At 72.4% G+C, this 6,787-nt stretch carries 1 protein-coding gene and 1 pseudogene; both read left to right on the top strand.

Translation table 11 applies throughout. The features are described from left to right. Positions 1 to 195: 195 nt before the first annotated feature. Positions 196 to 635: pseudogene (locus AB0B85_RS06285) on the top strand (IS701 family transposase); the annotation flags it as partial. A 174-nt stretch (positions 636 to 809) separates the two neighbouring features. After that, the gene (locus AB0B85_RS06280; protein WP_357404144.1) at positions 810 to 6,725 is read left to right on the top strand and encodes an amino acid adenylation domain-containing protein; all 5,916 of its coding nucleotides are present in this window, start codon (positions 810 to 812) and stop codon (positions 6,723 to 6,725) included. Positions 6,726 to 6,787: the final 62 nt, after the last annotated feature.

The raw sequence follows: 6,787 nt of genomic DNA, 5'->3' as shown, positions 1-6,787 counted from the left end.
GCCACCCGCTACGACAAGACCGCGACCTCGTACCAGGCCACCGTCACCATCGCCGCGCTACTCCAATGGCTGTGAACCTTTGAAGACACGGCCTAGGACGATCTCGCGGCGGGCTACGTCCTTGCCGTGCCCCGAAACCAGCGGATCCCGACCACGGCGGGGAACTCCCGCCCCGACGTCCTCGCCGCCAGCGCGCCGGCCCTGGCCTGGAAGCGTCGCAGCTGCGGCGCCGGCGCCAAAGGACCACGACTCTACGACTGGGCGGTGGCTTCCCTGCCCGGCACCGCGACGGATACGGCCACTGGTTGCTGATCCGCCGCAGCATCACCAACCCCACGGACCTGGCCTACTACCTGTGCTTCGGCCCCGCCGACACCCAGGACGGGACCCTGATCCGGGTCGCCGGAACCCGCTGGGCGATCGAGGAATGCTTCCAAACCGCGAAGACCGAGGTCGGACTGGACCACTACCAGGTGCGTCGCTACGACGCCTGGTACCGCCACATAACACTCGTTCTGTGCGCCCACGCCTACCTCGCCGGCACCGCCGCCCACGCCAAAAAGGGGGCAACGGATCCGATGACGGCCTCATCCCGCTCACCCTCGGCGAGGTCCGACGTCTGCTGGCACACCTGATCACCACCATCAGACCCTTCGATCACATCCATCGGTGGTCACGATGGCGACGGCGACACCAATACCGCGCCAAAACGGCCCACTACCAGCGAAGACTCCACCTCCACCAGGTGCGGCTGGAGTACTAGGCTGTTCGGGCGCTTGTCGGCGCGCTATAGCAACGGGGGTTGCGCGATGGACGATGATGTGTACTCATTTCCGGTGTCGCTGGCGCAGCAGCGGCTCTGGTTCCTCCAACAACTTCAGCCGGACACGTCGTCCTACAACCTGACCTATGCGGGCCGGTTCGCCGGCTCCCTCGACCCGGACGCGCTCCTCGCGGCGGTGACCGACGTCGTCGTGCGGCACGACGCGTTGCGCACGACGTTCGCCCTGGTCGACGGGGAGCCCACCCAACTGGTGGCGGAGAGCGCGCGATACGACCTGCGGGACGAGGCGGTGGCCGGGTTCACCGAGGCGCTGGCGGCCGCCACCGCCCAGGCGTCGGCGCCGTTCGACCTGGAGAAGGGTCCGCTCCTGCGCGTCTACCTCGGCCGCATAGCCGACGGCGGATACCTGCTCGGCATCACCGTGCACCACATCGTCGCCGACGGCTGGTCGGTCGGCATCCTGGTGCGCGACCTCTTCGCCTGCTACGCCGCCCGGGCTGCCGGCGCCCCGCCCCAACTGGCGGAGCTGCCGATCCAGTATCCCGACTACGCCGTCTGGCAGCGCGAACGCGGCACCGGCGGCGTCGTCGCGCGCGAACTCGCGCACTGGCGACAGCGGCTCGCCGGGGCGCCCGAGCGGGTCGAGCTCGCCACCGACCGGCCGCGACCGCCGGTGCGAAGCCAACGGGGTGGACGGCTCACCCGGTCGGTGCCGCGCGCCGCGGTGCAACGTCTCGAAGCCCTGTGCAAGGAGGACGGCGCCACGCTCTTCATGGGCGTCTCCGCGGCCTTCGCGGCCCTGCTGCGCCAGCACAGCGGCCAGGACGACATCGTCGTGGGGGTGCCGGTCGCGGGCCGCCGACGGCCGGAGGTCGAAGGCGTCGTGGGCCTGTTCACCAACACCCTGGTGCTGCGCACGGACCTCTCCGGCGACCCGAGCTTCCGCGAGCTGCTCGGCCGGGTACGCGTGGCCGCGCTCGACGTGCTCGCCCACCAGGAGCTGCCGTTCGAAATGCTCGTCGACGAGCTGCGACCGGCGCGCGAGTTCGGCGAGAACCCCCTGTTCAACGTGATGCTCAACGTGCAGAACACGCCGGCGCCGGCGGTCGACGGCCTCGCCGTCGAGCCCGTCCTGCTCGACACCGGTGGGGAGAAGTTCGACCTGACGGTCTCCTTCGTCGCCGCTGACGGGCGGCTGGACGGCCTGTGGAGTTTCAGCACCGACCTATTCGACCGCGCCGGCGTGGTGGGCCTGGCCGAGCGGCTCGAGGTGCTGCTCGACGCGGTGCTGGCGCGGCCGGATGAACCGCTGTCGCGGCTCGACCTGCTCGGTGACGCGCTACGCGCGCGGCTGGCCGAATGGAACAGCACCGCCCGCGACTACGGGTTCGACGGCGGTCTGGCCGACCTGGCGCTGGCCGGCCTGGCGCGGCGGCCCGACGCCGAGGCGGTCTCGTTCGGGGGCGAGCGGCTGACCTTCGCCGAGCTGGACGAGCGATCGGCCCGGCTCGCGGGCGAGCTGGCCCGGCGCGGCGTGGGCCGCGGGTCGATCGTCGGGGTCTGCCTGCAACGGTGCCTCGACCTTCCCGTGGCGCTGCTCGCGGTCGTCCGGGCCGGTGCGGCGTACCTGCCGTTGGAGCCGTCCTACCCGCCGCGGCGGCTGGCCTACATGGTCGCCGACGCCGAGCCGACTGTCGTCGTCAGCGAGCGGCGGTGGCAGCCGGTGCTGCCGGCCGAAGCGACCGTGCTGTGGCTCGACGACGTACCTTACGCGCCGCCGCTGCCGCCGGTCCGGGTCCACGGGACCGACCTGGCCTATGTGATGTACACGTCCGGCTCGACCGGCGATCCCAAGGGCGTCATGTGCACCCACCAGGGCATCGTCAACCGTCTGTTGTGGATGCAGGAAACGTATGCGCTCGGTTCTGACGACACGGTGCTGCACAAGACCCCGTACGGCTTCGACGTGTCGGTCTGGGAGTTCTTCTGGCCGATGCTCGCCGGCGCACGGCTCGTGGTGGCCGAACCCGGCGGCCACCAGGACCCGGATTACCTGCACCGGGTCATCGCCGCCGAGCGGGTCACCACCGTGCACTTCGTGCCGTCCATGCTGCGGGCCTTCCTCGACACCGCCGCGCCGCAACCGCTTCCTTCGCTGCGGCGGGTCGTCTGCAGCGGCGAGGCCCTCCCGGCCGACCTCGCCGAGAGCTTCCACGACCGCCTCGGTGGCGAACTGCACAATTTGTACGGTCCGACCGAGGCCGCCGTCGACGTGACCGCCTGGCACCACCGCCCCGGCGACGGTGACGTCGTGCCCATCGGACGGCCCATCGCCAACACCACCATCCATGTGCTCGACCGTTGGCTCAACCCGGTACCGGTCGGCGTGCCCGGCGAGCTGTTCATCGGCGGCGTGAGCCTGGCCCGTGGCTACCTCAACCGACCCGAGCTGACCGCGGCGTCGTTCATCCCCGACCCCTTCTCCGACCGGCCCGGCGCACGCCTGTACCGCACCGGTGACCTGGCCCGCCACCGGCCCGACGGCGCCCTCGAGTACCTGGGGCGCACCGACCACCAGGTCAAGCTCCGCGGCCAGCGCGTCGAACTGGGCGAGATCGAGGCACAGCTGCGCCGCCACCCCGCCGTCGCCGACGCGGTCGTCACCGTGGCCGGGCCGGCGCTCGCGGCCTACCTGATCCCGCAGCCGCAGCAGTCCGCGCCGACGTCGGCCGAGCTGCGCGCCCACCTCGCCGCGATGCTGCCCGCACACATGGTGCCGGCCAGCTACACCCCTCTCGCCGAGATTCCGCGTACCCCCAACGGCAAGGTCGACCGGGGCGCCCTACCGCGACCGGGCGTGCCCGACGCGGGCGGGCACGCCGCGCCGGCGAGCCCCGAGCAGCAGGTGCTCGCGGACGTCTGGGGCGAGGTCCTCGGGACCGGGCCGGTCGGCGTCCACGACAACTTCTTCGCCCTCGGCGGGGATTCCCTGCTGGCCATCCAGGCGCGTCAGCGGGCCCGGGAGCGCGGCCTCGACATCTCACTCCAGCAGCTGTTCCAGCACCCGACGGTGGCGTCGCTGGCGGCTGTGGCGGCGCCGATCTCCGCCCCGGACGAACAGGGTCGCGCTACCGCCACCGGCCAGCGCCTGCCCGCATCCCTCGAGGACGCCTATCCGCTGACCCGGTTGCAGCTCGGCATGCTCTTCCACGCCGAGTACTCCCCCGACGAGGCCCGCTACCACAACATCGCGCGCTTTCGGCTGGACCGCCCGCTCGATGAGCCCCGGCTGCGCGCGGCGCTGCAAGCCCTCCTGGCCCGGCACCCCGCGCTGCGGACGTCGTTCGACCTGGCCGGTTTCGACGAGCCGATGCAACTCGTGCACCGCACCGTGGAGCTGACCCTCGACACGTACGACCTCGTCGGTTCTCCCGCGGCGCAACGGGACGCGGAGGTCGAACGCTACGCCGAGGCCGAGAAGCGGCGGCCGTTCGCCACCGACCGGGCGCCGCTGGTGCGCTTCGCTGTGCACCGCCACGACGCCTCGTTCGACCTGACCGTGACCGAGTGTCACGCGGTGCTCGACGGCTGGAGTCACTCGGCGATGCTGCTGGAGATCTATGAACGGTACGCGGACCCGGCCGGCGCCGCCGAGCGGTACGCCCGGCCGCCGTCGCCCGCGATGCGCGAGGCCGTACGGCTCGAGCGCGCCGCCCTGGATTCTGCGGAGTGCGCCGACTTCTGGCGCCGGCGGCTCGCGGGCAACCCGGCCGGCACGGTCGTCGCGGCCGGCGGGTCCGGACCCCGCCGGCGCACCCAGGTCGAGGTGCCGATCGGCGCCGAGGTGTCCGACGGTCTGCGGCGGCTCGCCCAGGAGACCGGCGCGCCGCTCAAGAGCGTCGCGCTCGCGGCCCACCTGCGCGTGCTTTCGCTGCTCAACGACACCGACGACGTGGTCGCCGCTGTCGTCACGCACGGTCGGCCCGAGGACGGCGACGGCGACCGGGCACTGGGCCTGTTCCTCAACGTCGTGCCGGCCCGGCTGCGGCTCACGCCGATGAGCTGGCGTTCATTCGTGGCGGCCACCTTCGCGCTCGAACAGGAAGAGTTCCCCTACCGGCGGTACCCCGCTTCGGCGATGGGAGCGCTGCCCGGCAACCTCTTCGTCTTCAGCCACTACCACCTCGTGGGGAGGGCCGAGCAGCTCGACGGCTTCGAGGAGTTCGCCTACCGGTACGACTATTCGCGCAACGAGTGGCCGTTCGAGGCGCAGTTCCGGGTCGACGCGCGCACCGGACGGCTCCTGTTGTTCCTGGTCTTCGACACCTGCGGCGATGTCGAGGCCGGCCTCGATGCCTACTACGCCCGCACCCTGGCGGCCATGGCCGAGGACCCCGACGCCGATTGGGACAGCACGGGCCCGATGCCGGCCCGGGTGCCCGCCGTGCTGTTGGGCCCGTCGCCCCGCACCGAGCCGCCCCGGCCCGAGCCTCGCCGCTCCGATCCACCGGTCACCGCCGCACAGCGGCTGCTCGCCGGCATCTGGGCCCAGGTGCTCGCCACCGGCCCGGTCGGCATCCACGACGACTTCGTCGCCCTCGGCGGTGACTCGCTGCGGGCGATCCAGGTCGCCCACCGCGCCAGGGCCGCCGGGCTGGCCCTCGACGTACGGGACGTCATCGACCGGCCCACCATCGCGCAGGTCGCCGACGCCGCCTCGGCCGTCGGCGAGCCTCCGGCTCCGGTCACCGCGCAGCCTGCGGTGGCGCTCCCGGACACGCTCATACTCGAGCCGCGGCCGCTGCTCTCCCTCGTCGCCACGGGCGAGATCCCCAGGATCGACGCGGCGGCGCTCGCCGTCCTGCCCGACTCGTTGCCGGGCCGCCTCGGGCTGTCCCGCGAGGAGCTGCGCCGGGACCTCCTCGGCGGCGTTCCCGTGGTGAGCGACATCTACGAGCTGGCGCTCGGGCGGATCGGCATGGTCATGTTGCCGGTCTACCGCAGTGACGTCTACGCCGACCCCGAGGGCCTGCTCTCGGCGGCCGGCGCGGCCGTCAACCTGGCCGGGATGCTGGGCGCCCGCTCGATCAGCCTCACCGACCTGCTCGGCTCCGCGACAGACTACGGCCGCGCACTCGTGCAGCCGCCCGGCATGACCATCACGACCGGCCACGCGACGACGGCGGGGGCCGTGGTCGAGACGCTGCTCGCCACCCTGCGACTCGTCCAGCGGGAGCCGTCCGGCGAGCGGCTGGGCTTCCTCGGCCTCGGTTCGATCGGCACCGCCACGCTGCGCCTGGCGCTGCGCGTCCTCGACCCGCCCGCCGAGATCCTGCTCTGCGACGTGCCCCGCGTACGCCCGCATCTCGCCGCGCTGGTGCGGGAGGCCCGGGACGCCGGCTACACCGGGCCGATCCGCGTCGTCGAGTCACACGGCGCGATCCCGCCGGAGCTCTACGAGGCCACCACGATCATCGGCGCCACGAACGTCGGAGGCCTGCTCGACATCGCCCGGGTCGCCCCCGGCACCATCGTCGTGGACGACTCGGAGCCCCACTGCTTCGACCCGGCTGAGGCCATCGCCCGGTTCGAGGCCCACCGGGACGTCCTGTTCACCATCGCCGGCGTGCTCCTCTCCCCCACCCCGGTCGTGAAGCTCCGCTGGGCGCCCGAACGCTTCTCCCACCTGATGCACGACCTGCGCTTCACGCCCGAAGACGCGTACGCCATCGCCGGCTGCACCCTGTCCAGCCTGCTCACGCTGCGGGTCGACGACCTGCCGGCAACCCTGGGCCTGGTCGACGGCACGGCGGCCGAGGCGCACCACCGGGCGATCCACGAACACGCCTTCACCGCCCGCATGCCCTGCACCTCCGACGGCTACGTCCTGTCCCCGGAGGGCATGGCCGCCTTCGCCACCAAGTTCGGCGGCACCGTCTGAGACAAGCGTCGGGGCTGGCGCTCGGGGCGGGAGACGCGGACGATCAGCTCATCGTCGTCCGC

It is taken from the genome of Micromonospora sp. NPDC049044 (assembly GCF_040649215.1).
Lineage (GTDB): Bacteria > Actinomycetota > Actinomycetes > Mycobacteriales > Micromonosporaceae > Micromonospora.
The sequence above is the reverse complement of the archived record's forward strand: the minus strand, read 5'-3'. Positions and strand labels throughout refer to the sequence as shown.

Excerpts from the sequence above, each read along its gene's own strand:
- AB0B85_RS06280 (WP_357404144.1), top strand. The coding sequence starts at position 810 with ATGGACGATGATGTGTACTCATTTCCGGTGTCGCTGGCGCAGCAGCGG.